This is a genomic window from Lachnoanaerobaculum sp. (genome assembly GCF_057250505.1).
Genome location: NZ_DBHIEQ010000034.1, coordinates 1 through 21,569 on the forward strand (window position 1 = coordinate 1; position 21,569 = coordinate 21,569).

Genomic DNA, 21,569 nt, shown 5'->3' on the forward strand with positions numbered 1-21,569 from the left:
TACTGTTTGCGTCAAGTTTTGCAGAGTATACGGCAGCCAAACTTCTGTTCATATCCCATTTTACATATGATATATTTGCATTTTTCAGGATATTCACCACCATAGCTTTTATATAATCTCTTACATCTTTTCTTGTAAAGTCAAGTACATACTGTTCTCTGCCTTTGACTCCCTTTCTGCCCGGAACTCTTATCATAAAATCAGGATGCTCTCTGTACAGATTGGTATCTTCATTTATCATCTCAGGCTCAAACCAGATACCAAGCTTCATATCTATGGCGTTGATGCGATCCGCCAATTCCTTAAGAGATGAGCCGAGCTTTTTCTCATTTACATACCAGTCGCCAAGTCCCTTGGTGTCGTCATATCTCTCACCGAACCAACCGTCATCCATAACCAGCATCTCGATACCTAGACTCTTAGCCTTTGAAGCAATATCAAAAAGCTTGTCCGCATCAAAATCAAAATATGTGGCTTCCCAGTTATTTATAAGTATCGGTCTGTGCGTATGAACAAACTTGCCTCTTTGAAGATTTGCTCTGATTGCATCATGATATGAATGTGTAAGTTTTTCAAATCCCGCATCCGAATATGTAAACGCCACCTCCGGAAGCACAAGCTCCTCTCCGGCATTTAATATATATTCAAACTGCTCAGGATGAAGTCCCACTACAAGTCTTGTCTGATTTACCTGATCCACTTCGGCTTCAATAATAAATGAACCGCTGTATACAAAGGCCGCTCCGATACAATCTCCTGATACCTCATTTGTACCTTTCTTTGCAAGAATTACAAAAGGATTTTGTTGATGGCTTGATGTACCGCGCTTACTCTCAAGTCTTAATTTACCGTGTGCAAGCGGACTTCTTTCAAACTCTCTTTCCATAGCATGTTTTCCGTGGAAATGAATCAGATCGAAATCTCCGTCTACCATATCAATACAGGCTGAGAGTGCTTTTTCAACCTTCAAAGTGTTTTGTGAAGTATTTACCACTCTTACAGCCCTTGTGATAATATCGTATTTTTCAAGTACACCGTATAAAAGTTCCACCCTTATACCGCTTTCTTTATCTATAAGATTAACCTGTATGCTCTCACCTTCATCCTCGCTCCATGTAAAGCCCGGAAGACCTTTAAGCTGATATTTTCCTCTTGTGATTTCACATGAGTCATACTTTAAATCAAGCACATTTGAACCGTCAGGGTGAACTACCTGTATACAATCCGCTCTGTAATCTCCGTTGCCGAAGGTCGGATACTCCTGTGGGAACACATCCAGTGAATATGTTCTGTCCATAGTCTCGTAAGGGTTTCCGCTGAATCCTCTGTCAATACTGCTGATACGATATGACATATCATCTGCACCTTCTATCCTTTTGCCGTACCAAGTATGGAAAAGATATCCCAACTCATCAATCTTCATCTGATATGAAGTATTCTCTGTAGAAAGTGTTATCAATTTATTATTTAATTTTATAGACATAAATACCTCTTAATTTATTTATAATTTTCCACCTGATGTTGCTATACCTTCCACAAACTGCTTTTGGAATATCAGATACAGAATTATCATAGGTACACAGGCAAGTAGTGAAGCCGCCATAAGTTGCGGATAATTATTTGTATATTGTCCCTGCATCTTTGCAAGTGCTGCCGAAAGCGGCATAACATTCTTATTTACAATCATCGGCCACATCAAGTCCTTGTATGCAAAAACAGCTGTAAAGATACCAAGCGCAATCATTCCGGAACGAACAAGCGGCATCATTATAAGCAGGAATGTCTGACCGATATTGCAGCCGTCTATTCTGGCAGCCTCTTCAAGATCTCTTGGCAGTGACATAAATGCCTGCCTGAGTAAGAAGGTACCGAAAGCCGATACAATTCCCGGGAAAATAAGTGCAAATATGGTATCAAGCATTCCAAGCTTACTTACCATCAGATACTGTGGAATAATGAATATCTGACTCGGAACCATCATCTGGAAAAGCACAAGTCCGAAACAAAGTGTTTTTCCCGGAAATTCAAGTCTTGCCAGTGCATAACCTGCTATAGTCGATGTAATAACCGCAAAGAATACTCTACCTACTATCAAAAGCAATGTATTGATATACAAATGTATAAAATCCATATTTTTGATTACTTCATTGAAGTTGGATGTGATCCAATGTGCAGGGAATATAGTAAACGGATTTACGCTTGTAGACTCCGTTACAGTCTTAAAGGATGTAAGCACCATCCATGCAAACGGAACAATCATGGTTATAGATACAAGTATCAGTATCACATGAATTAAAGCTTTATTTAATGTTGATCTTCCTTTCATATCTATCTCCTCCTATGTCACCGCTCTTTTCTCCGTCTGCAGCTGCCGAAGTATCTGCAGTACTCTTTGAGCCGCCACCGCAAGCTGCCAATGATAATGCCATCATTGATGACAATGCTAAACTAAGTATTCTCCTCTTAACCATATTTAAGTCCTCCCTTGAAATTACTTTCATATAATAATTTATTTTTGCCGGTGTATCATCTCAAAATGTTATATAAATTTGTTAATATGTAATCTACTTTAAAAAAGTAGTTGTTATTTATTTGTCATTTTTTGGAAAAATAAGATGAAACGTAATCAAAGCTGTTTTTCAGTCCCTTTTAAAAGGTAAAATATCATACTTTATAAAATTTTAAATCTTTAATAATTGCATTTAAATCCGATACAAAATACAATATTCATATGAAATTTTCATATAATTATGGAGGACTATGAACAGCGTAAGTTTTAAGTTATTTAACGACAGAACATTTTCAGACTGTTTTTTAAATTTTGTAGGACATGAGCAGTGTGAATCGGGACACAGTTTCGGACCCGCTATCAGACCGTGCTATATTATACACTTTATTTTAAGCGGCAAGGGAAAGTTTTTCTGTGACAATGTGGAATATAACTTAGGAGCAAATCAAGCCTTTTTAATAGAGCCGACAGCTATGACATTTTATCAGGCGGATTTTGAAGACCCTTGGCATTATCTGTGGATCGGATTTAAAGGTGATAAGGTTCCTGAGATTTTGGAGAGAATGGGAATCAACTATAAAAATCCCATACTTTCCGTTAAACAGGATAATCTTATCTCGATAACTGAGAGCATACTCTCCACAGATTCAAGCGGACTTAAACAAGAGTTGAAAAGACAATCTTTACTGTTTGAATTTTTAAGTTCAATATGTCCGAATACCATGTATTCAGAGAGTATCAGCCAATCAACCGAACTGAAAAATAACAGTTACCTGGTAAGAGCAATAGAATTTATACAAAATAACTTCTATCATCCGATATGTGTAAGTGATGTATCATCTCATCTGGGTATCAGCAGAAATTATCTGTTTACATTATTTAAAAACAGTATGGGACATTCACCTTCAGAATATTTGATCTACTGTAAACTTAACAGAGCCTGCCATTTACTGGATGACTCCGCACTTTCTGTGGAGAATGTTGCCTACTCTTGCGGCTATGAATCTCTTTCAGTTTTCTCAAAGGCCTTTAAGCACAAATACGGACTTACACCTTCCGCCTACAGAAAGCTCAAATATGAAAATGATACTATGTCTGACCTTGAATTCAACAGATTTATAAAGAGGATGGATAAAGAATAATAAAAAAGCTCAAACCCTTTTTTGAGGATTTGAGCTAAATAGAAATGCCGCAGACCGGAATCGAACCGGTACGGGTATTTCTACCCACGGGATTTTAAGTCCTTGCTTTTTTGAGTAAATAGCGCGTAAATACCGACTTTCTTCCTATTATATTAGACATTTATTAGACATCATATTTTTTGTTTCTTAGGAGTACTTTTCTCTTTCTTCATCTGTGGCAGTCATTTCTATAATGTCTTCCACACGTAATTTAGTCATTAGACAAACTTTATTAAGTGTATCCAATGTAATAGATTTTCCTTGCTTTATATTCTCTAATGTCTGAGCGGATAGTAATTTTTCTTTTTTTATTCGCGTGTAATTGTATCCTTTATCATTCAGCTCTTTCATAATATCTATTTTATATCTAATCATAATCGTAGTTCCTACTTTCTTTTCTTGTTTTAAGTATATATTATGTCTCATTTAAAAGCAATTAAAAAAGTTCTAAAAATAGAGTAAAAAGTGCTTGACACTACTCTAATAATAGAGTAAAATAACATTGTAAGATAAATAAGGAACTTACAAAACTTACAGAGCCGACCAAAGCAAATATAAAACTGTAAGTAAAAAAGAAAGGTGAATAACATGACTAAGGAAGCAATGATTGGAAGAACTTATGGAAGTTTTTCAAAAGAGGAGCAAAGGCAAATAGACCAAATGGTATCAGGTGCGTATTATGGCACGGTTGACGGAATAGACAATGGCAGACCTTCAGAAGTTGGCGAGTATCAGATTACGATAGATCTGAGCAACGGATTATCCGTTGCTGGAACTTTATCAGTAACAGAAGATGAGGTTGTTGAATATATCAACGAAGATGGTACATTCTACAATCCAGCTGAATAGAAGCATATAAGAAAAACAAAAACGGCCCTGTAGCAGCCGACCAAAGCAAAACCTGCAGGGCCTACCTCAAAAGAAAGGCAAGGTTATTCTAACATATGACTAAAAAGGTTGCAATATACATCCGGGTATCTTCTCTTGATCAAGCTAGAGAAGGCTACTCTTTAGCCGCTCAAGAAAGAACTCTAAGAAACTACTGCTCTGACAAAGGCTATTCCGTTTATGAATTGTACGCTGACGAGGGTATAAGTGGAAAAGATATGGTTCACAGACCTGCAATTCAAAGCCTCATGCAAGACGCAGAAGAAAAGAAATTTGATATTATTCTTTTCTGGGCATTAAGTAGATTCACAAGAAGTGTGTCTGACTTGTATCAGACAGTATATAAATTAAATCAGCTAAACATTGACTTAGTTTCTTATACTGAGGCATTTGATACTTCCACGCCTTTCGGGCGTGCGATTGTAGGCATTTTGGGAGTTTTTGCTCAGTTAGAAAGAGAACTTACAAGCGAAAGAGTGAGCTTTGCGCTTGATGAAAAATTCAAGCAGAGCAAGTATGCACCGGCATTTTTGCAAGGTTACATTAGTAAAAATGATGAACTAAAAATAGTAAAAAAAGAAGCCGATTGTGTTAAATTATGCTTTGCAACATATTTAGAAACACACAATCTATCTGAGACGGCAAGAAAACTCAATTCAGCCGGCTATAGAGGTAAAAGAGGTAAAGAATTTTCTGCAAACTCAGTAAAGGTTATGTTAAAAAATAAGACTTATACAGGGTATATACGATTTAAAAAAGAGGAAAAATCAGGATCACATGAAAGTATTATATCAACCGACACTTTCAAAAAAGTACAAAAGATTTTAACTCAAAAGTACAATTCAAGAAAAAGAAAAACTTTTAAATAAATAAAAACAAGGCAATGGGGGATAAACCTCTTGCCTTATCTTCTATTCTATAATTTCATACTTATCAAAGTCAGGTGTCTTTGTATCAAGTTCTTTTCTATACTTTCCGTCTGCATCTACCCAGTAGTATACCCCATCTGCAGTTTTTTTTATGTAAGAGCTACTGGCCATTGCTCCCGACTGAGTAAGATAATACGACTCTCCTGATAGCTCGACCCATTGCCCACTAAGCATAGCCCCATCGGTGTTTAGATAATACCAAGTATCACCACTCTTAAACCACCCGGTTATCATGTGCCCTGCTCCGTCTACCACATACCAGCGGTTATCAATGTGTAACCATTTATCTCTTTGAATTATTCCTTCGAGTTCGTACATCCATCTGCCGTCAACTTTTTTCCATCCTGTAAAGCTATTCTTTTGGTGTAACTTGCAGGCCATATAGGCACACCAGCTTATGAACTGTTGGCACCAGTAATTGCCGTTGCCACCATACCAATGCCCGTATTTAGTATAATTTGACATGCCTGCATTCGCTGTTTTATCCTCAAGCATAGAATCGCTTGCCTTCTCAAGGTACCCGATCTCCTGCCTTGCGACTTCTATAATCTCCTCAGGTGTGCATGTATCCCTTCCAAATAAGGGCGTGCCAAAACCATTTATACGGTTTGTACCGCCTACATCAGACTCTTTAAACTTATATTCTTTTCTAGCTACACCACCACCATTACGCTCAAAGGCCTTTGCGGATGTATTACCTTCGATTGTATGAATTATGTATAGTTGTCCAATTCTCTTTACATCTTCTACTATTCCCACATGCGCAACTCTGCCTTTTTCTGTGCTATAGAAGTACACAATATCCCCTGCGTGCGGTGTTTTACTATAAGAGCCGTTTTGTACAAAGTAGCTTTTGCCACTTACTGTAAACTGAGTATATCCACCTCTTAACAGCTTTTTCCCAGATGTGAATGAGCTATCCATTGTTCTCTTCCTCCTTCTTCCTGTAATAAAACGAGGGCCTAAGCCCTCGTTATTCCTTGTCCTCAATCTCTATAAATTCGCCTGTGTTCTTCTTTAAAAATCCCTTTACCGTAATCCATACCTTGCGTACAGGCAACCCTGACAATGTCATATTCTTAAGCACTGAAAGTATCTCATACACTATATACAGCAATGCGAAAAACTCCATCACAGAAATATCCTGTATGCGCATATACTCTCTTAAAGTATCCGGTACAAACCCTATAAGATTTACAGGGCATAATATATCTACAAATACCAGACATACCAAAGATAAAAGCATTCCCACCTTACGGATACCACCGTCGATACCTACACTGGAATTAAAGCTTCTCTCTTTAGCAGCTCTCAAGCTTCCAAAGACCACATCCATTACAATCATAATTACTACAAGCTGAAACAGAATATTTCCCCTCATAATATCAAAAACAGGTTTAAAAATATCAAAATGCATTTACCAATGCTCCTTTCTTTGCAACAAAAAAGCACCGATTAGGGTGCTTTAAAATACTTATGAAATCTGCTGTTTTAGTGCTTCCTGTAACACTTGTGAAAAGTTTATATTTCTCTCAAGTGCCGCCGCATTTAACCATGCAGGCAATGTTACTGTTCTGTTTACAGATTTATTCACATTTGCATTTCTAATGCTTGGCATATAAACATCCACTAACACGGCTCTTTCATTATCCTCTAATTCCATATCGCACAATCTACTTGCAGGTGGTATCGGTTCTCCGTCCTCTTCAAGGCCGTTAAGCACGCATCCTAATAAGTCTCTTGCGGATAAAAGTGCGTCTTTTTCGTCCTCGCCACTTGTAGCACAATCTAAATCTGGAAATGTTACCGCAATCTCTTTTCCGTCCTCATACGTAAATATAGCAGGATAATAATACCTATCAACTTTCTTCATATAGCTCTCCTTATATAAAAATATGTAAATCATCAGGGGGGAAGCCCCCGTCAGGGTTATTGAAACTTTAACCCTGACTGTCTTTCAATGCTTCTAAGTGTTTTAATTGGTATGTCCTTGACTGGATCCTTGACTGTCGTTCTTCCCTTTTTAGTTGGATGTTTGAACTGTAAGTGGCTTGTTCCGGTTTTAGATAATTCATACCAACCATCTTCTTTTAGCATTTTTATCACTTCCCTTGATGAGTAACTTTTCATTTCTTACCTCCTTATGACTATATAATAACACATATAATTATATTTGTCAATAGGAATTACACATATTTTTATATTTGTTATAGCTACATCATCAGATACTCATCAGTCTTCATGAACTCTTCAACGGCCTCTTTATACTTTGCTGGCACTTCATCAACTGTCATAAGGCCGTACTTAATCCTCGAAGCAAAAAATCTTACATACACCTTTAACTTTCTTTTACTGCTCATTTCCTTCTCCTTCCTCGCTTCCCATAAGCTCTGCTACCATATTAGACAGTGCATCTATACGACCCGTCAGTGTGGCCTCAACCTGCTCCACTTTATCCATAGCCCTGAACATGAGTAATGCCTGTATCTGAGAAATTACTCCTGTCTCATCTTTTACAAAATTTATAGTGATACCCTGCAATTTAAGGCCTGTTACAGTCTCCTCGCTGCCATCACTTTGTACTGTCATAATCACTGTGTTTGCATCTGTAAGCTTGTCCTTAAGCTCATCAAGCTTTGCAAAGTTATCAATTACAGTGACAAATGTATCACCGTAGTGCGTTGATAGCTCAATTTCTGTCTTATCCTTCAATATCAATTTACTCATTCTTTCACCTCTTTTTAATTTATAAATTCTATATGGTTAATTATTACTTCAGCATATACACTGCCATTTGAATACTCGTGAATAATGTTTCCAAGTATAAAATATATAAAGTTATGCCCTTGATTTGATGATATATCAAGTATCATATACTGCTGCGATTGGTCGCTTTGATTTCCTGCTCCTACCATAGTAGATGTCATCTCATATGATATTTCATTAGACCGTCGTCCTATATCCTTTAAAATCGTATAACTTTCATTGCTGTAAGACTCACCTCCTACCTGGCTTATTGGAGTTACACCAACCTCTAGTCTAACCCTTGCAGGCTGTGACCGCGTTCCATCACCTGAAAAACGAAGAAACCTAAATCCAACTTTCAGTTGTCTAAAAGGAGTAAGATTTATAGACTTTGATAGTACAAATCCAACATCAGGTGCGGATTTAAAACTAGTATTATAGGCAAATGCATTTGTAAGCTTTAGTCCACCATCTACTATTCCTTTGTATCCATTACCACTGTTTTTCAGGTTTAGATATCTACCAATTCCATTCAATATAAATCCCTTAGTTGCCACCCCTGATGCAAGCCTACCATCAAAGGTGGCTCCGTTAAAAGGGACTCCACCTGCTCCGTAATCGACCATCGTACCTATAACACCATTAACATTGACATTTTGCCTTATATTCCAAGGTTGCAGATTAGGGCTAGGCAAGAATACCCAGTTGGCATTCTGAATGCAAGAACCATTTTTTATGCCAACAATTATTCCCCTGCCTCGTCCGGCATAGGCATCATCCCATGCAAAACCTGCATCGTTATATGCAGTTAAAACATCTCCTGAGCTACAAACCCAACGAGGTACGGTACCTTGTACACCTGCCACACTATATCCTTGTAACATTTTAGATCCATCTATTGCAAAAAGATTTTTAAGTTGCTCATATGTCACAAAGGTATATGCTTCATGACCTTCTGGATGATAACCTCTGTGATACCACCCATTTTTGAAAGTAACCCACATTCTACTCGCCCAGTCTTCTCTACCCTGGGCGAAACTTACAGCAGCTCCATCTCCTCTGTCCACAATCTGGCCTTCTACTTTCACACCGTTTTTGCTTGTAAAAGTGCTACCTGCTATTACCTTATCTGCAGTGGCATTGCCCAAAACACTTGCATCTATACAAGTGCGAGGGTGTCCATCTGAGCGATTGTAAAACGCATTTCCGTATGGAAGGTCTATATAAAAAGTAGGATTGTTTACATCAGTCCAATTATCTATACCAAATGCAGTAGATTTGTTGATTCGGTAATTATTATCCTGCGTGTTAATGGATTTTATCTGCCCCTGCTTACCAGCTATGGTGAGAGTATCAAGCATTTTAGACCTGTCTACCCCAATTGTCTGTGCAAGCACCTCATATGGTATAGCTACGCACGGCTTCCACTGCTCATTTTGTGAGTAGAAACCTTGCTCCATTCTTGCGAGATACTTTGAATCCCAATAAGCGTTCTCAAACCCTGTTGTATCTACTATATTGCCACGATTGACCATCGTGCCCTGCACGGCTTCATCATCGCTGTCAGCCGTCAGCGCTGTATAACCCTGCAGGACATGCTCTCTCTTTGCTGTCACATCGTCAGATGATACTCCTCCTGCGCCACCTCTTAAAAGTATTGCCTGTGCCATATTACACCCCCTTCATAAGTAGTAAGATATCGGTTTCAGGCTTTTTCACAAAGCAACTTATCACTATATAGCCATTATATGTATCTATCCTGTCTACACAACTCCAAGCCTTTTTTATAGCCTTTACCCTTGCACTATCAGTAACTCCGTCAGGTATCAGCAAAGATATCTCAGGCACATCTGTTCCCTTGATTCCTGCTACATCTATACGCTGTGTATATGGCCCTTGAGCGGTAAACCTTGAAGCCGTCACTTGTATCTGCCTTGTACTGCTTACCGCTTTATCAAGCTTTGCAAAATTGCTGTTAAAGTCCTCGACATTGTAATTGTCTGTCCTGTCCGGCATTTTCAGCTTTAAATTATCCGTTTCTCTCATAAATCACCTACCTTAAATCAAGCTCCGTCATTTGCTCATGAGTGTACTGCTCCAGTTCCCCATGAGTTTTTATCTCAAGCATCCTGTGAGTTGTATACCACAACAATACTTCAAGCGTCATGTTTGCCGGCACCATCTTTTCTGCAAGTTTTTCTATCTCATCTTTTAATTCTTTTGAAGACAGTGCCACTACTATAGATACGCTTCTTTTATCTACATCCACACTCAGCTTGAAGTCTCTTTCAAAGTTAACCATTGCCAGCAAGCTTTTATATAAAGTTCGATACGTATACGGCAATCTTCCCTGCATCACTGCAAGTATTCTTAGATTTCTAACATCAAGCTCATCTGTATCTTTGTGTGAGATATTCAATATCTTTTCCCATCTACTTGCGGCATCCTCGTCTTCGCTTAATACAAAACTGTTATCTACAACCTTATTTCCCTTATCCCAAAGCGCCTCAAGTTCCGGTTGTTCGGCACTCATAATCTGTCTAAACTCAAGTATATTTTTTAAGATATCAGGCAAATAATCAATCAGTTTCCTATCCATTGAATGTACCTCTTACAGCTATAGTATCCTTATCAAGTATTACATTTGACGGGCTACCGTTTAGCTTAGTATCTGCGATATCTTTAATTCCGTTTATAGCTAATATTCTGCTCTCAATATTTGATATTCTAACAACTACATTTTCTACCGTATCCCATGACTTATTAAGCTCATATAGATATCCGTCTATAGCCTTATTTATCTGAGATTGCAAAGCATTAAAACTATATCCTGCATCGTAAACTATATTAGTATCTATATTTATGCTCTTCGCTTTTACAGACTCTATATGGCATATATGACCTATCGGAGCTAACCCGTCACCCATCTGATCGCCGTTCGGGTCTACAGTTCTTTGCACATTTGATACCAATGTTTCGCTCGCAGGACCATATTCGGAATTTGTTATTATAGCAAGCACATGACCCGGAGCTTTCAGGCCTTTAGAATCTGCGGCTCTAAATATCTTACATCCGCCTACTCCGTCAATAGCTGTAATCTTTTGATAATAATCTCTTTTATTGCCTCCAAATGCCTGGCTTTCAAATGATGAGAAGTATCTCTTTCTAAATTCTTCCGTATCATCCTCGTCCTCGCCGTACACTTCAATGCTCTCTATGCTTGCCGTTTCAAGGCCGTCTATGTATTCAATAGGTATGAGATTTCCTCTTTCGGCATTCGGTAAGCTACCTGCAGTCTCACAAGTAATATAAAATTTACCTGTACTTATCTTTTCAGACACTGTCCAGTTAAACTTTAAACTCGAAAATCTCTTACCGATATCGACATCTATATTGAAAAGCGCAACTGCTTTCGCGTATGAAGCCTCTGTTGGTATAAGACCTCTTTCCAGAGCTCTTCTTATCAGGAATTCCCTCGGTGCGGTATCGGCAAATGTGCAGTCTATGAGATATCCCAATGCAATATAGGCTTGTGCCAGTTCCGCACATACAGGAGCAACTGCAGAAAAGATTACAGAGCCTTCTCTTTTATCAAGGCTGTCATCAACCCTTGCAAGGACTCTGTTTATTATATTTTCATATGTATTCTCTTCAAACACTACAGCTTTACCTCCGTTTCTATATCAATATCACCATATATACTGTCAACTTTAAATATTATTATCATAGAGTTCCTACTTCTGCTAAAATCAAAATCATAAACGGCAAGTATTCTGTCATCGCATAAAAGAGCCTCTTCTATAAGTCTTTCCGCTTCATCCTCAACTATATCCGGATGCGCACCTATAATATCTACAAGCTCTATACCATAATTCCATGAGTAAATTAAAAACTTATATCTTTCAGTATTCAGAATAAGCAGTATAGCTTGCTTCAATGCCTCTTTTTCATCTACAAAGCCTGTTATTCTTCCTCTGTCAAAATCTATATGAAATGTATTACTTGGCTCCGCTCTACTTTCTATATTCAGAATATCTTTAGCAATTACAGGTAGCATATTCTCACCTCGCTCTGTCCAATACTATGTATTTTTGGCCACCGTCAACTCTGATAAGAATAACCTGCTCCCCAACTTTTAAGCCGTTATCCAGAGTAATCTTACCCTGCCCTTCGACTTCTACCGAATGCTTACTCACCATTCCTGTAAGAATAAGAGCACTCTCAGGTACCGTAAGCTTCTGATCTATCCATATCTCAAGAGGATCTACTTTACTCACCCTACCAAAACAAAAACGCATAGGGTCCTTGGATTCCACGGCTTCAACCGCGGCTTGTTTTACAGCTTCCACAAAATCATACATTAAACAACCCTCCTCTAAGCTTTAAAGTCATCAAGTGTTCATCGTTTTTGAAAGTATGAGTTACCTTCTCAGCCACCATATAGTTTGATATCTTTACATCCTCAAACTGCAGCATAACAACCATAGATGAACCTGCTTTAACTCTTACATCACCAAACGCATCTTTTACTGTGAGTGTCTTATATACCTTGTTATAATACTTGAGTAAAGCCTCGGCCTTTCTTGCGCCTGATTCCTTAGTCTCTACGCTTTCATTAAGCTGTAACACTCCCCATTTATTGATATTCTCACCGCTCTTTACCAGGAAGATATCATTCGTTTTATCCTTCGTATTCTTATATACAACCTTTACTTGATTATAAGTATTACTATCAATAGAGCTGTTATATTCATATCCTACAGCTGTACCCATATCTATGAGCAAATCAAGCTTCATACTTTCAATATTTTTAAGCGTCAGCTTGCCTACATTATCGTAGAACACATAAAGCTTACCTGTGTTTTGCACAGTCTCATCAATTGAATTCTGTATAATATCAAACAGCGTTTTGTTCTGCTCTTCTCTATGCGGTATCTTATATCCTGTATCCTCAAGCTCTCCGATATTAAGCCTGAAGTCTTCGGCAATAAGCTTTATAACTTCACCGACGGTTAGATTATTGTATGAGTAAGTATCTTTATTCTTTAGGTACCTAAGTTGATCATATGCAGTACACTCAACAAAGCTACTATCCTGACTTGAAGTCTTTTTACTGAAAAGAAATCCGAAAAACACATCTATTCCGTCCACTGTAAGTTTTACCTGATTACCTTCTTCAGCCTTAATGTTTCCATCGTTGAAATATGAAAACTTTAATTTCCCCGGGCTGCCTTTACGCTCCAAATCCAACTGAATTCCTTCTTTGAGTGACGGTATATAGGCCTCTTTTCCATTGCTAATCATTATATTTACTGTCATGGTATTACAAGCTCCCATCCGTCTATAATCAAATTAGGGTTCTTTATTTTAGGATTCGCACTCACAATTTTAGGGTATAAAGAGCCGTTTCCGTAATATCTCTTGGCAAGCCCCCAAAGAGTATCACCCCTTTTTACTACGTGAGTCTTAGGCTTTTGAGCGGTAGACGAATCCCTATTCTCCGCCACCTTGGCTTCTTCTTTTTTCTCTTCCTGCTTAGGTTGCTCTCCTACTGCGGACGTCGGTTGAACAAACACAACCTTCTTAGTCCCATAATGCCTATACTCCTTTAAGGTGATACTTACCTTTATATCTCTGCCTTCCTTTGCATCCTCTGTGATACTAAGGTCTTCTAAGGTAACCTTTATATTTGTCTTAAACCCTTTTGGTCGTTTTACTATAAACTGAAACGGCTTCTTATTTATCTTAAGCCTATTTAATTTATCCAAATAGCTTTTTTGTTTCTTCGGCCTGTTCATAGTTGTAAAGGAATATCTGTCAAAAGGTAAAAGGAGCTCAAAACTGAACTCCCTCAAACCCTTTGTTTTTATAATGTTGACCTCGCCCTCATTTATAAGAGTTACAGTCTTATTCATGTTCTTGGTTTTTACACTTAATTTTGAAGGTGTGACAGGTAATAGCATATTCGCTAAATAGAATCTATACATTAACTATGTACCCCCTCTGCTCCCATCTGTACCGCTTCAACAAATTTAACAGTCAGCGTATCCAACACATTATCCAAGTCCATATTTGAGCTTATCTGATTAGTCATTCCTGAGTAATCAATCTTTATCTCGGCAGTAGTGAACCTGTTTATAGCTTCCTGCTCCGCTATATCTCTCAAGTATTCAAGATTTTCCTTAGTCTCTGCAAGTGCTCCTGCTGCAGCTGCAGTATTACCTGCTGTCTTTTTTGCATTGTCTGCAAGGCCTGCACCTTCTCCTGTATCAAACGGCCCTAAAGAATCTATACCGTCTCCGTTTTTCATTGCAATTGCATCTGCCTTAAATTCAGTATACTTACCCTTAAGGTCTGCCATTTTACTGTTTAAGTCGCCTTTCATCTGCAAAAGTTCCCACGCTCTTGCCCTTCTTGATGCGTCCTCATGAACTTCAGCATCGGCAAGTCCCTGCTCTCTGGCAGTCTTTTCCGCATTGAACTGCGCTTGTGCGGTACTCGCAAATGTAACTTGTGATATTGCCTGAAGGCTTACCCCCGGTATCTTATTCAAGGCATTGATAAACCCGTTTATCAAACTGATAGCACTGTTAACCATATTCTGAATGCCTACAAGTACATTCGCTCTCATCTGTCCTATAAAGTTCGACACGGCAACACCTGTCTTTTGCCAGCACAATGAAAGCTTTCCTGCCATATCTATGATTCCGTATATACCTGTCATGAACGCAACTCTTAACCATGCGATACCTACTCCCATAGCCATCTGTGCAAGAGTCCATGCATTCTTCATTCCTCCGACAGATTGAATGAATCTGTAAATCACAGTGATAAGTACACCGAGTGCAACCGCAATCCATAGAAACGGGTTAGTCAGCATACTTGCAACCATCGCTTGATTAGCTGCTACAGCAAGCCACTGCTGTGCGGTATATATTCCCCAAGCAACGGTTGCTATTGCTACACCCCCTGCAATTCCTACAAGTATCGGTTCTATATCATCCCAATTATCTACTATCCACTGTGCACCGCTACCTATCATCTGTATTGCAGGTTCAAAGGCATTAAACAGTATATTCTGAATCATTGTTGCAACTTGTGAATATGTATAAGGCATTGAATTAAACTTTGCATCTATCTCATCTGCGGATGAAAGCATAGCAGCTTTTACTACACCTGCAGTTATCTTTCCTTCTTGTGCCAACTGTCTAACCTGCCCCATCTCAACACCTAAGTGATTTGCAATAGTCTCAATAATGGTCGGCGCTTGCTCAAATACCGAGTTTAGCTCATCGCCTCTTAGTACTCCTGAAGCCATTGCCTGTGTAAGCTGAGTCATAGTGGCTTCCATTCCTTGCGCCGATGTTCCTGCTATAATAAACTGCTTATTTAAAAGCTCCGTAAATGCTACCAGCTCATTTGTATTAAGTGTCTTATGCCCGCTCTCATCTGCAACGCTAAATGCGTCTTTGGCCATCAAGCCCATCTTAGATACTGCATCTGCCGTAGATTGGTATGCCGCTCTTGAGCGATTAGCAGATGCGGCTATAGCGTCCTGCAAGTTCTTTGTTTTCTCTAAGTCACCTGTTATAAGGTTTAGTCTCGCCTGCGTCTGAGTATATGTATCGGCCAATTCTATGGTACCTTTAACTGAAAATGCGATACCTGCTGCAGCCGCAAGTTTTAAAAAGCTTTCTCTTAATTTCTTGAGTATCGCATCTGTTTGATTTGACGACTCCCTGACTCTTTCTTGGCTTTCTACCGATGTATTAAGCTCACCGTTAAGCTCTGTAAGGCTTGCTCTTGTCTCTCTCAATACCGTCGTATCAATTTGATTTGATGACGTGGATTGCATTTGCTCAAAGCTGTCAATACAAGTGAGTAAGGCTGAATTCATTCTTCTTAACACACTTGACATACCATCTGTCAGTACAAGTTGTGATTGTATTGTAGCCATTATTCAGCCTCCTATCTCCTGATTTTGCTTTTCAGCTCATCCGCATGTTTCTTATCATTCTGAGCTTTAATATCAATGGCGGCAATCACAAAAGCCATTTCTTCTTCCGACATCTCTATAAATTCCGTAGGTTTCCAGTGGAATTTATGGAGACAGTAGTAAGCGTAATTAGCTTCAGGATCACCGCCGTTAATTAGTTTTTTGCTTCTTCAACCAAATTTTCTTCATCATCAAAGCCGTTTGCTTTCATGACTGCTGTTGCATAGTCCTCAAATTCTCCCGGTGTAAGCATAGTTGATATAAGCTCCTCAGCGCTCATAACGCCATAGCTGTCTTGTAACTCCTTATCCTGCAAATCAGGATACACTGTAGTCCTTACACACAACTTTGCAAGATATAACTGAGAGTTAAACTCCTGCGTATACTGCCCTTTCTTGCCTGCTACCGCAACCATTGTCATGCACCCTTTTCTTATTCTTGCATTCTCCGTCGCTGTAATGCAGCATATTTCCCAAGGAATCGGATTTCCGTTCTCATCTACGATTCTGTTTGTCGCAGGGTAGAGTGTATTCTCAACCCTTTTTACATTCTGTGATAAAAAAGCACTTAAATCTCTACTCATGTTCTAATCTCCTTTTACTGCATACCCTTAAGCAATGAGAAGCTTTCAGGCATTTCCCAGTCATCAAATGTTCCTTCGATATCCTCATCAAGTGTCTCTGAATCTGCATCAAACTTTGTAAGTATGCCTCCTTTACTGAGACATCCTTTAAGTACAATAGTCTGTCTTCCTACTGAAGCTGTCGGGTCCTCGTTTGTAACCTGTATATCAAAGCTTGGAAGTCTTCCGGAGTTCTTATACTCAAGCCACATAGCCCTAAGTACCGACTGATTGAAATGTGCTGTTCCTTTCCATTCTCCCGTCCATCCGCTAGGCTTATTTCCCTTGCCTGTCTTTCCGAGAATAGGCACCTCGACCAGATTTATCTTCATACTTGCCTCGAAAGAATATAGCTGCATAAAATTATATCTTTTACCGTCTGCAAGCGTTACGTACGCGCTGGCCTGTGCTCCTGCCAAGGCATCCAAAGCATTCATAATTGAATCGTTCATCTGTATTTCCTTTCTATGCTATGATTACATTCAAGTAAAGCTTTGCCATAGCATTTATAATATCTATTCCGTTTATGGTACAGAGGACAGACTTCTTATCATCACCCTGAACCACCTCAACCGACTTGGTATCAAAGCTTTCTATGGCACGAAGCTTTTCAAGTTCCTGATGTATCTTACAAATATCATTCCAAAGGCTGATTCTTCCCGCATTATCATTAGGCACTACGCCTAAATATCTTGTATTGAATAATGCGGCTATATCATTTGCTATCTGATCTATTACCCTGATAGTCTGATTCGAACTGAACATAGAATCCTTATCAACCTTAAATGACACAAATGAATTGATATCTTCAAGAACCCTCACATCGCCGTTTACATTGTGTAAAGTGAACTTACCTTGCTTAATAGCTGTCTCAAGCTGTGACTGCTTATAATCCGTGATAACCTCATATTCTCCGTCATACACGGCATTTGTCAGGCTCTTATTTACTTCACATCCTGCCTCTGCTCCTGATACCCAATACACCAAAGAATTTTTATCCGTTCCAACTACATCATTGTTTATTGATATAATTCCTTCATAGTCGCTATCAGACTTATATACAACTGTTTGGAACTTTGACCCGACTTCATCTCTGAGTCGCTTAGTATATGCCACAAACAACTTTGTTATGGTACTGTCAATAACGGGACAGCATAAAATGTTAAATGAATATGCCTCGAAACTCTCTAATGCCTTTGTATATATCTCTCCTGTAAGATTACCGCCGTTAGTACCTCCACTAAGAGGCATTCCGGCTGTAACGGATAATGTAGCGGAACTTTTAAAAGTTACATACGCATTATCCTTTAGACCTGCCATATTATCGACAGTCTGTGTATCCACTAAAGCATTATCAAGATATGTGCTCACATCAAAGGCGCTTGGTTTATCAACATTTGCACCTACTACTATCTTAATATCATTACCTCTTTTACCTACATACTTAGCCGTAGCAAGCGTATTACTCGCGGCCGTTGCATCATCCGATACGAGTCTATATACAAGCACCTTAGTCGCGTGTAAGAAAACCTCTCTAAGATTACGCATACGATCGTCATCTACTCTGTAGCCAAAGAGTTCCTTCGACTTTGTCATAAAGTCTTCTCTGCTTACTTCAAAAACTTTTCCTGCTTCTCCGAAGTCAAGAGCTATCGGCAGTGCCACAATGCCCCTACTTGAAAGTGCGGCATTCGCCTTTTTAGCATTTGAAAACACTGTATAAGCTCCGGGCAATACCTTATCCTGCCTTGTCCAAATACCACCACCTAATGCCATTATTCCACCTCTCTTTTCAAAAATTCATAAATAAGGCCGTCAACTTCATCTATCGTGTAAGCTGTATCATCGTCAAGGATTACATCAAGTACATCTCCATGCCCCAAGTATCTTGAAGATGCTTTAATAGCCTCTTTTGTGTGTTTAGTTAAATCAATCTTTTCTTTTCCCAACTTAATTACCTCTGTTCAAAGATATTTGTCCCATGCTATCAGCATTTTGATACTTAATTGTGCTGTAGTTGTATGAAACTCTAAAATGCAAAATACTGTCTACAATTTCAAAAGACTTCTCTACGGCTCGTATTATATCCTCAGTTGAAAGTTTAATCATAGAAAGCGATTCCGACAGCTTATCACCCATATAAATACAATCTTTATTCCCATTCTTTGGAAAATATATAATATCAAATGACGAAACGACTCTGTTTAGCTCTCCTGTCCCTCTTTTTAAATAGTCGGTATTGATAAGCCTTACTAAAAAATCACCGTCATTTAGCCCTTGCTCAACCTTATCTATGTATATGCTTGAGTCGGGCGACACGCTGTCAAGCACAACTGTGATAGCATCCAATACCAAAGATAAGTTAATTTCCGCCACTTAATGCCTCCATAAGTTTTTTCTTTACTTTTCTTTCCAGCAGCTTAGGTATTGCATTTTTTAACTTTTCTTCAGATATAGTGAGCATAAGTTGTGGTTCTACATATCCGCCGTTTCCGGTTCTATGGCCAAATTCAACATAAGAAGCATATTCAACCGGGTTTATAATCGTTACCGTATAGGTATCACCTTCTTTAACAACGTTTATATCTGCTACTGCACCCCAACCCCTTCTTAGTGTACCGCCAACTTTTCCACTTCCTGAAGGATACTTGCCCACAGGAGTTCTTCTCACAACCAAACTTAAAAGCCTTGCTGCAATCTCTTTACTGCATTCAGTACAAAAAGCATCCATATCAATATCTTTAAGGCTCTGTATCTTCTCCTGAAGGTTTCTAAAAGCCTCAAAGTCTGCTCTTCCCCAACTAGCCATTAAGCGTTCTCCTTTTCAAGCTCCAAGGACACCTCCTGATGTGTCTCATATACGGCAGGCACTCCGCTTGATATATAGTCGGTAGTTACTCCGTTTTGAGTTATCCTAAGCTTAGATCCTGGAGCAATCTTAATCTCCGGAGCAATGAACAGCTTAATAGTCTGTTCTATGTTCGATACTGTATCGGTCTGATTAGCTGTGCCGGAACTACTGTATGATAACCTGCAAGGCTGATTACTTAAGACCGCCATATCTTTCAATACAGTGGCCTTAGTAACCTCATCTTTTACCTTTCTTTTTTCCAGTATGTCACATAGCCCTTTATATCTGCTCTCTATAGCTTTTCTTGCCTGCTTCCACGCATCTACCATCTGAATCTCCTATAGGTGATAAATTCATCTCTGCCGTAATTCAAAAGATAGTCAATGAAGCTGTCAAGCCTTTGTTCATCAGTCTTACTACCTTCTCCTACTGCAAAAGATATATTTGTATCGCCTTCTTGTATCTGCTTAATAGCTGAATCCAGATTGAAATTTAAAAGGTCGTCAGGAGCAAATGTCTTTTTCGACATAAGAAACTCACCAACGACCATATCAATTGCAATATGCATAAGGCCGTCGGGGATAGCAGAGATATTGCAATCGTTCTTTATAGTGTTTTCAACCTTCTGCATAGCAAAATTGATAGCAATATCATCGCTATCTTTTACTGCATATCCTATGGACTGCAACCTCTCTTTTATCCTTTCGAGCATATTACCCTCTTGAAATAATTCTTGCTATCGGAATAGCCTTATGAGGGATTGTCTTATTATCGCTCTGAACAAGTGACCAGTTCAGGCCGTTCTCAAGTTCTGCATTAGTAGGACTGTTTGTAGCCTGATTTGCCTTAAGATATGAGATACCTGCAACGCTCACGGCATTTCTCTTTCTTGAAATAAGAGTATCCTCACCGCCGTTAGTCTTCGCATCTCTTACCATCTCGTAAGGAACCTTTGCACCCACATCTTCAAAGCCTATTGCGCCCTCTCCGAGCACATATGTTGTGTAGACGGATACATCTCCTCCTGTAGCTCCTACATTCTTTACCTCTACAGGCATAGAATCATCTACAAGTACAAGTCTTCCGTTCCAAGTACCCATACTTAGATCTCTTTCCACACCCTCACTGTCTGTATACTTGAGATATGCTAAAAGCTTAAGATTCTCCAGGTTCGTAGATACACTGGAGTGGCAAATTACCAGGCTAAACTTCTGCTTATTATCTCCGCAAGCCTTCTGAATAGCGCTGTTAAGAGTTGTAACGCCCATTATCATGCTCTCGTCAGTCTTTTTATTCTCTGTGGACGCCGAAATGTCCAGAGTATGCTCGTCTACAAAAGCCTTGTTAGCGGTCTTTATAGCGCCTGTACCTGTAGCGCTCATACCGAATACGCCCTTTAAAATAGACAGTAGGACCTCCTGATCTACCTCATTCCAGTAATCCATAATCTGTGCCCTAACATTGGCCATAAAGTCAACACCACCGGTCACATCATAGCTGAAGTCGGCCTCCGTCCATCCCATCATTCTTCCATATGCGAACACACCCTGCTCATAAGTTGCCGTTCTTTCAGGGTTTAGGTTTGTCTGTCCGTCATAGTTCTGCGCCTTGCCTCCCAATCTGCCAAAATAAGGCAGAATAGCATAAACACTACCTGTCTGAGACTGATTCTTAAAAGCTTCTGCAAGTCTCGGATCGGATACCACCGCCATAGACTCTTTTAACTTATTAAGCTTTACATTTGGAATTGCGGACATATACGCGCCAAATGCTCTGTCATTAAAACTCTTTGCATCAAATTTTGCCAGTACTGTTTACCTCTACTTTCTTAGTTCCCTATATCGGGAT

The 21,569-nt window shown here is 39.1% G+C and carries 31 protein-coding genes; 3 read left to right on the forward strand and 28 right to left on the reverse strand.

The genetic code is table 11. The features are described from left to right. The 3 genes from ACO6FI_RS11645 to ACO6FI_RS11655 form a co-directional block, all read right to left on the reverse strand. Positions 1-1,483: alpha-galactosidase (locus tag ACO6FI_RS11645; RefSeq protein ID WP_485457475.1), on the reverse strand; the 1,483-nt coding region annotated here is incomplete at its 3' end. An 18-nt stretch (positions 1,484-1,501) separates the two neighbouring features. Continuing rightward, on the reverse strand, positions 1,502-2,326 hold the full coding sequence (locus ACO6FI_RS11650) for a carbohydrate ABC transporter permease (protein WP_485457476.1): 825 nt from the start codon (positions 2,324-2,326) through the stop codon (positions 1,502-1,504). Next, on the reverse strand, positions 2,301-2,471 hold the full coding sequence (locus ACO6FI_RS11655; RefSeq protein ID WP_485457477.1) for a hypothetical protein: 171 nt from the start codon (positions 2,469-2,471) through the stop codon (positions 2,301-2,303). The genes ACO6FI_RS11650 and ACO6FI_RS11655 overlap by 26 nt, the downstream gene beginning before the upstream one ends. A gap of 289 nt (positions 2,472-2,760) precedes the next feature. On the opposite strand from ACO6FI_RS11655, the gene ACO6FI_RS11660 reads away from it, so the two are divergent. Continuing rightward, entirely contained in the window at positions 2,761-3,651 is an 891-nt protein-coding gene (locus tag ACO6FI_RS11660; RefSeq protein ID WP_485457478.1) for an AraC family transcriptional regulator, read from the forward strand. 186 nt (positions 3,652-3,837) lie between these two features. Here ACO6FI_RS11660 and ACO6FI_RS11665 read toward each other — a convergent pair whose 3' ends face one another. Beyond that, complete coding sequence (locus ACO6FI_RS11665; RefSeq protein WP_485457479.1) at positions 3,838-4,065, reverse strand: helix-turn-helix domain-containing protein; 228 nt, start codon at positions 4,063-4,065, stop codon at positions 3,838-3,840. A 213-nt stretch (positions 4,066-4,278) separates the two neighbouring features. Here ACO6FI_RS11665 and ACO6FI_RS11670 point away from each other — a divergent pair, with 213 nt between their 5' ends. Further along, positions 4,279-4,539, forward strand: a complete 261-nt coding sequence (locus ACO6FI_RS11670) for a hypothetical protein (protein ID WP_485457480.1) — start codon at positions 4,279-4,281, stop codon at positions 4,537-4,539. A 95-nt stretch (positions 4,540-4,634) separates the two neighbouring features. Next, a complete protein-coding gene (locus tag ACO6FI_RS11675) occupies positions 4,635-5,447 on the forward strand; it encodes a recombinase family protein (RefSeq protein ID WP_485457481.1) in 813 nt (270 codons plus the stop codon). Between the two features lie 42 nt (positions 5,448-5,489). Here ACO6FI_RS11675 and ACO6FI_RS11680 read toward each other — a convergent pair whose 3' ends face one another. The 24 genes from ACO6FI_RS11680 to ACO6FI_RS11795 form a co-directional block, all read right to left on the reverse strand. After that, the gene (locus ACO6FI_RS11680; protein WP_485457482.1) at positions 5,490-6,431 is read right to left on the reverse strand and encodes a CHAP domain-containing protein; all 942 of its coding nucleotides are present in this window, start codon (positions 6,429-6,431) and stop codon (positions 5,490-5,492) included. Positions 6,432-6,480: 49 nt separating this feature from the next. Beyond that, positions 6,481-6,924 (reverse strand): phage holin family protein, encoded by a 444-nt coding sequence (locus ACO6FI_RS11685; protein ID WP_485457483.1) that lies wholly within the window; start codon positions 6,922-6,924, stop codon positions 6,481-6,483. A gap of 57 nt (positions 6,925-6,981) precedes the next feature. Next, positions 6,982-7,380 carry a type II toxin-antitoxin system HicB family antitoxin gene (locus ACO6FI_RS11690; protein ID WP_485457484.1) on the reverse strand — a complete coding sequence of 133 codons (399 nt, stop codon included), beginning with the start codon at positions 7,378-7,380 and terminating at the stop codon, positions 6,982-6,984. 56 nt (positions 7,381-7,436) lie between these two features. Beyond that, complete coding sequence (locus ACO6FI_RS11695; RefSeq protein ID WP_485457485.1) at positions 7,437-7,637, reverse strand: type II toxin-antitoxin system HicA family toxin; 201 nt, start codon at positions 7,635-7,637, stop codon at positions 7,437-7,439. Positions 7,638-7,720: 83 nt separating this feature from the next. Next, the gene (locus ACO6FI_RS11700; protein WP_485457486.1) at positions 7,721-7,867 is read right to left on the reverse strand and encodes a CD1375 family protein; all 147 of its coding nucleotides are present in this window, start codon (positions 7,865-7,867) and stop codon (positions 7,721-7,723) included. Beyond that, on the reverse strand, positions 7,857-8,234 hold the full coding sequence (locus tag ACO6FI_RS11705) for a hypothetical protein (RefSeq protein WP_485457487.1): 378 nt from the start codon (positions 8,232-8,234) through the stop codon (positions 7,857-7,859). Before ACO6FI_RS11705 ends, ACO6FI_RS11700 begins: the two co-directional genes overlap by 11 nt. A 14-nt stretch (positions 8,235-8,248) precedes the next feature. Next, on the reverse strand, positions 8,249-9,922 hold the full coding sequence (locus ACO6FI_RS11710) for a hypothetical protein (RefSeq protein WP_485457488.1): 1,674 nt from the start codon (positions 9,920-9,922) through the stop codon (positions 8,249-8,251). Position 9,923: 1 nt separating this feature from the next. Further along, positions 9,924-10,298, reverse strand: a complete 375-nt coding sequence (locus ACO6FI_RS11715; protein WP_485457489.1) for a hypothetical protein — start codon at positions 10,296-10,298, stop codon at positions 9,924-9,926. 7 nt (positions 10,299-10,305) lie between these two features. Then, positions 10,306-10,851, reverse strand: a complete 546-nt coding sequence (locus tag ACO6FI_RS11720; protein WP_485457490.1) for a putative phage tail protein — start codon at positions 10,849-10,851, stop codon at positions 10,306-10,308. Then, positions 10,844-11,911, reverse strand: coding sequence for a baseplate J/gp47 family protein (locus ACO6FI_RS11725; RefSeq protein ID WP_485457491.1), 1,068 nt, complete (start codon positions 11,909-11,911; stop codon positions 10,844-10,846). Before ACO6FI_RS11725 ends, ACO6FI_RS11720 begins: the two co-directional genes overlap by 8 nt. After that, positions 11,911-12,309, reverse strand: coding sequence for a DUF2634 domain-containing protein (locus ACO6FI_RS11730; protein WP_485457492.1), 399 nt, complete (start codon positions 12,307-12,309; stop codon positions 11,911-11,913). Before ACO6FI_RS11730 ends, ACO6FI_RS11725 begins: the two co-directional genes overlap by 1 nt. A 4-nt stretch (positions 12,310-12,313) precedes the next feature. Beyond that, positions 12,314-12,613 (reverse strand): DUF2577 domain-containing protein, encoded by a 300-nt coding sequence (locus tag ACO6FI_RS11735; RefSeq protein WP_485457493.1) that lies wholly within the window; start codon positions 12,611-12,613, stop codon positions 12,314-12,316. Continuing rightward, positions 12,606-13,571 (reverse strand): XkdQ/YqbQ family protein, encoded by a 966-nt coding sequence (locus tag ACO6FI_RS11740; RefSeq protein ID WP_485457494.1) that lies wholly within the window; start codon positions 13,569-13,571, stop codon positions 12,606-12,608. Before ACO6FI_RS11740 ends, ACO6FI_RS11735 begins: the two co-directional genes overlap by 8 nt. Beyond that, positions 13,568-14,239 (reverse strand): LysM peptidoglycan-binding domain-containing protein, encoded by a 672-nt coding sequence (locus ACO6FI_RS11745; protein ID WP_485457495.1) that lies wholly within the window; start codon positions 14,237-14,239, stop codon positions 13,568-13,570. The genes ACO6FI_RS11740 and ACO6FI_RS11745 overlap by 4 nt, the downstream gene beginning before the upstream one ends. After that, a complete protein-coding gene (locus ACO6FI_RS11750; protein WP_485457496.1) occupies positions 14,239-16,209 on the reverse strand; it encodes a tape measure protein in 1,971 nt (656 codons plus the stop codon). Before ACO6FI_RS11750 ends, ACO6FI_RS11745 begins: the two co-directional genes overlap by 1 nt. Before the next feature lie 193 nt (positions 16,210-16,402). After that, positions 16,403-16,831 (reverse strand): phage tail assembly chaperone, encoded by a 429-nt coding sequence (locus ACO6FI_RS11755; protein ID WP_485457497.1) that lies wholly within the window; start codon positions 16,829-16,831, stop codon positions 16,403-16,405. A gap of 14 nt (positions 16,832-16,845) precedes the next feature. Beyond that, positions 16,846-17,322 carry a phage tail tube protein gene (locus tag ACO6FI_RS11760; RefSeq protein ID WP_008755033.1) on the reverse strand — a complete coding sequence of 159 codons (477 nt, stop codon included), beginning with the start codon at positions 17,320-17,322 and terminating at the stop codon, positions 16,846-16,848. Positions 17,323-17,335: 13 nt separating this feature from the next. Then, positions 17,336-18,646: a phage tail sheath family protein gene (locus ACO6FI_RS11765; RefSeq protein ID WP_485457498.1), complete on the reverse strand. Its 1,311-nt coding sequence runs from the start codon at positions 18,644-18,646 to the stop codon at positions 17,336-17,338. Further along, a complete protein-coding gene (locus tag ACO6FI_RS11770) occupies positions 18,646-18,819 on the reverse strand; it encodes a hypothetical protein (RefSeq protein ID WP_485457499.1) in 174 nt (57 codons plus the stop codon). Before ACO6FI_RS11770 ends, ACO6FI_RS11765 begins: the two co-directional genes overlap by 1 nt. Position 18,820: 1 nt before the next feature. Next, a complete protein-coding gene (locus tag ACO6FI_RS11775; RefSeq protein WP_485457500.1) occupies positions 18,821-19,246 on the reverse strand; it encodes a phage tail terminator family protein in 426 nt (141 codons plus the stop codon). Beyond that, complete coding sequence (locus tag ACO6FI_RS11780; protein ID WP_485457501.1) at positions 19,233-19,679, reverse strand: HK97 gp10 family phage protein; 447 nt, start codon at positions 19,677-19,679, stop codon at positions 19,233-19,235. The genes ACO6FI_RS11775 and ACO6FI_RS11780 overlap by 14 nt, the downstream gene beginning before the upstream one ends. Beyond that, positions 19,679-20,050, reverse strand: coding sequence for a hypothetical protein (locus ACO6FI_RS11785; protein ID WP_060931931.1), 372 nt, complete (start codon positions 20,048-20,050; stop codon positions 19,679-19,681). Before ACO6FI_RS11785 ends, ACO6FI_RS11780 begins: the two co-directional genes overlap by 1 nt. Beyond that, a complete protein-coding gene (locus ACO6FI_RS11790) occupies positions 20,044-20,433 on the reverse strand; it encodes a head-tail connector protein (protein ID WP_485457502.1) in 390 nt (129 codons plus the stop codon). Before ACO6FI_RS11790 ends, ACO6FI_RS11785 begins: the two co-directional genes overlap by 7 nt. 1 nt (position 20,434) lies before the next feature. Next, the gene (locus ACO6FI_RS11795) at positions 20,435-21,478 is read right to left on the reverse strand and encodes a major capsid protein (protein ID WP_485457503.1); all 1,044 of its coding nucleotides are present in this window, start codon (positions 21,476-21,478) and stop codon (positions 20,435-20,437) included. Between the last annotated feature and the right edge of the window lie 91 nt (positions 21,479-21,569).

Coding starts and splice junctions, on each gene's coding strand:
- ACO6FI_RS11650 (WP_485457476.1), bottom strand. CDS start 2,326: ATGAAAGGAAGATCAACATTAAATAAAGCTTTAATTCATGTGATACTG.
- ACO6FI_RS11655 (WP_485457477.1), bottom strand. CDS start 2,471: ATGGTTAAGAGGAGAATACTTAGTTTAGCATTGTCATCAATGATGGCA.
- ACO6FI_RS11660 (WP_485457478.1), top strand. CDS start 2,761: ATGAACAGCGTAAGTTTTAAGTTATTTAACGACAGAACATTTTCAGAC.
- ACO6FI_RS11665 (WP_485457479.1), bottom strand. CDS start 4,065: ATGATTAGATATAAAATAGATATTATGAAAGAGCTGAATGATAAAGGA.
- ACO6FI_RS11670 (WP_485457480.1), top strand. CDS start 4,279: ATGACTAAGGAAGCAATGATTGGAAGAACTTATGGAAGTTTTTCAAAA.
- ACO6FI_RS11675 (WP_485457481.1), top strand. CDS start 4,635: ATGACTAAAAAGGTTGCAATATACATCCGGGTATCTTCTCTTGATCAA.
- ACO6FI_RS11680 (WP_485457482.1), bottom strand. CDS start 6,431: ATGGATAGCTCATTCACATCTGGGAAAAAGCTGTTAAGAGGTGGATAT.
- ACO6FI_RS11685 (WP_485457483.1), bottom strand. CDS start 6,924: ATGCATTTTGATATTTTTAAACCTGTTTTTGATATTATGAGGGGAAAT.
- ACO6FI_RS11690 (WP_485457484.1), bottom strand. CDS start 7,380: ATGAAGAAAGTTGATAGGTATTATTATCCTGCTATATTTACGTATGAG.
- ACO6FI_RS11695 (WP_485457485.1), bottom strand. CDS start 7,637: ATGAAAAGTTACTCATCAAGGGAAGTGATAAAAATGCTAAAAGAAGAT.
- ACO6FI_RS11700 (WP_485457486.1), bottom strand. CDS start 7,867: ATGAGCAGTAAAAGAAAGTTAAAGGTGTATGTAAGATTTTTTGCTTCG.
- ACO6FI_RS11705 (WP_485457487.1), bottom strand. CDS start 8,234: ATGAGTAAATTGATATTGAAGGATAAGACAGAAATTGAGCTATCAACG.
- ACO6FI_RS11710 (WP_485457488.1), bottom strand. CDS start 9,922: ATGGCACAGGCAATACTTTTAAGAGGTGGCGCAGGAGGAGTATCATCT.
- ACO6FI_RS11715 (WP_485457489.1), bottom strand. CDS start 10,298: ATGAGAGAAACGGATAATTTAAAGCTGAAAATGCCGGACAGGACAGAC.
- ACO6FI_RS11720 (WP_485457490.1), bottom strand. CDS start 10,851: ATGGATAGGAAACTGATTGATTATTTGCCTGATATCTTAAAAAATATA.
- ACO6FI_RS11730 (WP_485457492.1), bottom strand. CDS start 12,309: ATGCTACCTGTAATTGCTAAAGATATTCTGAATATAGAAAGTAGAGCG.
- ACO6FI_RS11735 (WP_485457493.1), bottom strand. CDS start 12,613: ATGTATGATTTTGTGGAAGCTGTAAAACAAGCCGCGGTTGAAGCCGTG.
- ACO6FI_RS11740 (WP_485457494.1), bottom strand. CDS start 13,571: ATGACAGTAAATATAATGATTAGCAATGGAAAAGAGGCCTATATACCG.
- ACO6FI_RS11745 (WP_485457495.1), bottom strand. CDS start 14,239: ATGTATAGATTCTATTTAGCGAATATGCTATTACCTGTCACACCTTCA.
- ACO6FI_RS11750 (WP_485457496.1), bottom strand. CDS start 16,209: ATGGCTACAATACAATCACAACTTGTACTGACAGATGGTATGTCAAGT.
- ACO6FI_RS11755 (WP_485457497.1), bottom strand. CDS start 16,831: ATGAGTAGAGATTTAAGTGCTTTTTTATCACAGAATGTAAAAAGGGTT.
- ACO6FI_RS11760 (WP_008755033.1), bottom strand. CDS start 17,322: ATGAACGATTCAATTATGAATGCTTTGGATGCCTTGGCAGGAGCACAG.
- ACO6FI_RS11765 (WP_485457498.1), bottom strand. CDS start 18,646: ATGGCATTAGGTGGTGGTATTTGGACAAGGCAGGATAAGGTATTGCCC.
- ACO6FI_RS11780 (WP_485457501.1), bottom strand. CDS start 19,679: ATGGCTAGTTGGGGAAGAGCAGACTTTGAGGCTTTTAGAAACCTTCAG.
- ACO6FI_RS11785 (WP_060931931.1), bottom strand. CDS start 20,050: ATGGTAGATGCGTGGAAGCAGGCAAGAAAAGCTATAGAGAGCAGATAT.
- ACO6FI_RS11790 (WP_485457502.1), bottom strand. CDS start 20,433: ATGCTCGAAAGGATAAAAGAGAGGTTGCAGTCCATAGGATATGCAGTA.
- ACO6FI_RS11795 (WP_485457503.1), bottom strand. CDS start 21,478: ATGTCCGCAATTCCAAATGTAAAGCTTAATAAGTTAAAAGAGTCTATG.